The organism is Lysinibacillus sp. NPDC093692, assembly GCF_050280125.1.
GTDB lineage: Bacteria > Bacillota > Bacilli > Bacillales_A > Planococcaceae > Lysinibacillus.
In genome coordinates, this window is sequence record NZ_JBNNUW010000054.1 from 1 (window position 1) to 3,429 (window position 3,429).

At 35.5% G+C, this 3,429-nt stretch carries 6 protein-coding genes; all 6 read left to right on the forward strand.

Annotated features, from left to right (window positions below; genetic code table 11):
• Positions 1–189, forward strand: a 189-nt coding sequence (locus ACQKN4_RS25285) for a PD-(D/E)XK nuclease-like domain-containing protein (RefSeq protein ID WP_427485210.1), incomplete at its 5' end; no start/stop codon positions are given.
• 13 nt (positions 190–202) lie between these two features.
• On the forward strand, positions 203–1,045 hold the full coding sequence (locus tag ACQKN4_RS25290; RefSeq protein WP_427485211.1) for a phage replisome organizer N-terminal domain-containing protein: 843 nt from the start codon (positions 203–205) through the stop codon (positions 1,043–1,045).
• A gap of 1 nt (position 1,046) precedes the next feature.
• A complete protein-coding gene (locus tag ACQKN4_RS25295; RefSeq protein WP_427485212.1) occupies positions 1,047–2,321 on the forward strand; it encodes a replicative DNA helicase in 1,275 nt (424 codons plus the stop codon).
• The gene (locus tag ACQKN4_RS25300; RefSeq protein ID WP_427485213.1) at positions 2,318–2,752 is read left to right on the forward strand and encodes a hypothetical protein; all 435 of its coding nucleotides are present in this window, start codon (positions 2,318–2,320) and stop codon (positions 2,750–2,752) included. The genes ACQKN4_RS25295 and ACQKN4_RS25300 overlap by 4 nt, the downstream gene beginning before the upstream one ends.
• Positions 2,753–2,757: 5 nt before the next feature.
• Positions 2,758–3,135: a hypothetical protein gene (locus ACQKN4_RS25305; RefSeq protein WP_427485214.1), complete on the forward strand. Its 378-nt coding sequence runs from the start codon at positions 2,758–2,760 to the stop codon at positions 3,133–3,135.
• Positions 3,128–3,429: single-stranded DNA-binding protein (gene ssb, locus ACQKN4_RS25310; protein ID WP_427485215.1), on the forward strand; the 302-nt coding region annotated here is incomplete at its 3' end. The genes ACQKN4_RS25305 and ssb, both read left to right, overlap by 8 nt.

The following is a 3,429-nucleotide window of genomic DNA, read 5'->3' on the forward strand; positions in this document are numbered from 1 at the left end:
GATAAAGCTATATTGCATTTTGACAATAGCCGATTTGAATTTGAGTTGGAATATGTAAAGGAGCATTTGCCAAGTATTATTGCTGCTAAATCAGGCAATAGGGATCCAAAGCGTTGTGAAAAATGTGATTACTGCAGAGCAACAAAACAATTAAAAAACACTTTCGAAATAGAGTTTCTTTTGAAGTAGGTGAAACAAAAAAATGGCTGACATCACTTGGATAAAAATTAAAACAGATATGTTTGATAATGAAAAAATTAAGCTTATTGAACGGATGCCCGAAGGCGACACAATTTTAATCATTTGGATAAAGCTACTCACTTATGCAGGTAAAGCAAACTATAACGGATACATCATGCTAAGTGAAACTATCCCGATGAATATTGAGGAAATGGCGATCATTTTTAATAGACCATTAGAAAAAGTTAGATATGCCATTCAAATACTGCAACGTTACAAAATGTTAGAAGTAGACGAGCAAGAAGTAGTTCTAATTAGTAACTGGGAGAAGCACCAAAACATTGATGGGATGCAAAAAATTCGTGAACAGAATCGCATACGAAAGCAGAAACAGCGCGAAAAGACAAGGAATCAGGAGCTTCTTGAAATACCAAAAGAAAGTCACGTGACAGTCACGCAATGTCACGCAACAGATATAGATAAAGATATAGATAAAGAATATATATTGTCGGGTAAAAAAACCGACTCAATACTTTACAAAGAAATTATCGATTACCTAAACCAAAAAGCAAATAAGAAATATAAACACACATCACAAAAAACACAAACTTTGATAAAAGCAAGATTTAAAGAGCAATTCACATTAGAGGATTTTAAACAAGTTATTGATATAAAAACAGCTCAATGGTTAACGGATGATAAAATGTCTGTTTACCTAAGACCTGAAACTTTATTTGGTACAAAATTTGAAAGTTATTTGAATGAACAACCAAAAGGAATTCAACAAAATAAACAACAAGATATTAAACTACCAAACTACGTTAATGCAATAAGTGAAAATGACCTTCTAAACATGGGGGAATAACATGCAAAACAACTTACTAGAAATGTCCGTTATCGGGACGATTATCGAACATCCGTTTTTGCTAAAAGAATCAGGTATCAACAATGAACACTTTGAATCCAAAATTAACGTGAATATCATTTCTGTTATAGACAAGCTTATGAGTGAAGGTAAGCAAATAGAGTTTGTAACATTGATAATGCATGAAACACCAGAATTCGTTGGCGGAGCCTCTTACTTGAAGAGTTGCATAGATAACTCTAATTTAGATAAATTCAATGGTCGAGTTGTAGAGTTGTTGGATAAGTGGAAACAGCGGGAGACAAGAAGGATACAAACTATCGGATTGCAAGAAGGCTGGACAGCGCAAGAGGTTATTCAAAAGCTATCCGATTTGGACACTACGAGAATTGATGACCGCAAGAGTATTAAAAACGAATTGGTTAAGTATTTCGAAATGCCGTTTAGTGAGTCTAAAAAAGTAGATACAGGGATAGAGAGTGGAATAACGGAACTTGATAAATTAATCGAGGGATTCAGGCTAAAAGAGTTAACGATTATATCAGCAAGACCGTCTGTAGGTAAAACAGATGTAATTCTAACTATCGGGAAGAACGCTGGTCTTAGACATATAACAACAAAAGGTAAAAAACGTGTCATACCTGTTGTATTTAGCTTAGAGATGGAAACCGAATTACTAGTTTTGAAACGTTTAATACCTTCTACTGTCGGATTTAACCGAGGAAAAACAAAAGATTTATTTAACTTGCTAACAGAAGAACAAAAACAGAAGTGGTCTGCAGACTTAGGTTATCTAAGTGAAAGTGGATTCGAATTCTTTGATAAACCAGGTCAAAAAGTTTCTGAAATAAGATCAAAAGTTAGGTTACTACAAAACGAATATCCTGATTGCGAATTTTTAGTAATGATTGATTATCTATCGATTATCAAACCTGAGCAACCAGGGTATAACCGTAACGTTGAAATTGGACAAATCACGAATGACCTAAAAATAATGGCGAAGGAATTAGGGGTACACGTAATCGTTTTGTCTCAACTTTCAAGAAGTATCGAGTCGCGTCCTGATAAAAGACCAATGAATTCGGATTTAAGAGAGTCAGGTGAGATAGAGCAAATCGCAGATATGATAATTGGCTTATATCGAGAGGGTTATTACAACGGAGAGATAAACAATCAGAACTGGCAACCATTCGAATTTTGCGTAACTAAAAACCGTAATGGTGGAGTCGGAAATGTAACAGCAGCTTATAACAGGTTTTTAGGAATTATCCAATGACGTTTAATGAGTTACTACTTGATGCAATCAAGTGTGATGATGAACTACTTGCTTACTCAATTTACTGGCTCATAAAAAACAATGTCGTAAATGGAACTGATCGGGCCAACAATATCAACTGGAATCTAATAAACCACGAAGAAGTTAAGCAAATGAGAGAACGCAATGAATTGAATTTGCAAACGATCAAAACTTATTCGGTTCCACTTGGTAACAAGCAGCACATGATTATATTCGCTAAAAGTGAAAAATCAGCAAAGGGCCATGTCTATTCAGAGCTAGGAAGAATTCCCACAAAGATATTCGACATATCAAACAAGATGGATATGAGCTTTTGGTTTCCTGAACAACAAAGAAATAAATCATTACGCCAGGTGAAGGATGAAACATTGATCTTTCCAGCTACAGCAATGATTTTCACGAAAGGATGAATGAAATGGAAAAAGATAAATTGGTTGAAGCGTTAAAAGAAATCGCTGAAATAGCTAATAGTTTAAAAGAATTCAATCCAACTTACCAAAAAATTTACGATATCACTCAACGTGCGTTTGATAAACAAAAGGCGCTAGAAATTATTAATTCGATTGAAATTGAAGAAGTAGATTCAGATGGAGAGACAATGCTGTATGCAAATGTTGAAGACAACGAGGAGAATCGCGAGAAGATACGTTCGTTAGGTTACTCTGATGATGAAATAGACAACTTTAAACCTTATGAGGACGAACCAATAATAGATTTAGGGTTATTTGTTTGGGATTACGCAAACTGGTTTGACGGTGAAAAATTCATCATTAAGGAGGACTTAGATGATTAACCGCGTTGTATTAGTTGGCCGACTTACAAAAGATCCTGAATTGCGATATACACCAAATGGCGTTGCGTCATGTCGCTTCACAGTAGCCGTTAATCGAACATTCAGGGGGCAGGACGGAGAACCCGAAGCCAACTTCATTAGTTGTGTTGCTTGGAGAAAGCAGGCTGGAAATCTAGCAAACTTTCAACGAAAGGGTAATTTAATAGGCGTTGAAGGGCGTATTCAAACAGGCAGCTATGAGGACCAAGATGGTAAACGAATTTACACTACAGACGTTGTTGCCGATAGTATTCA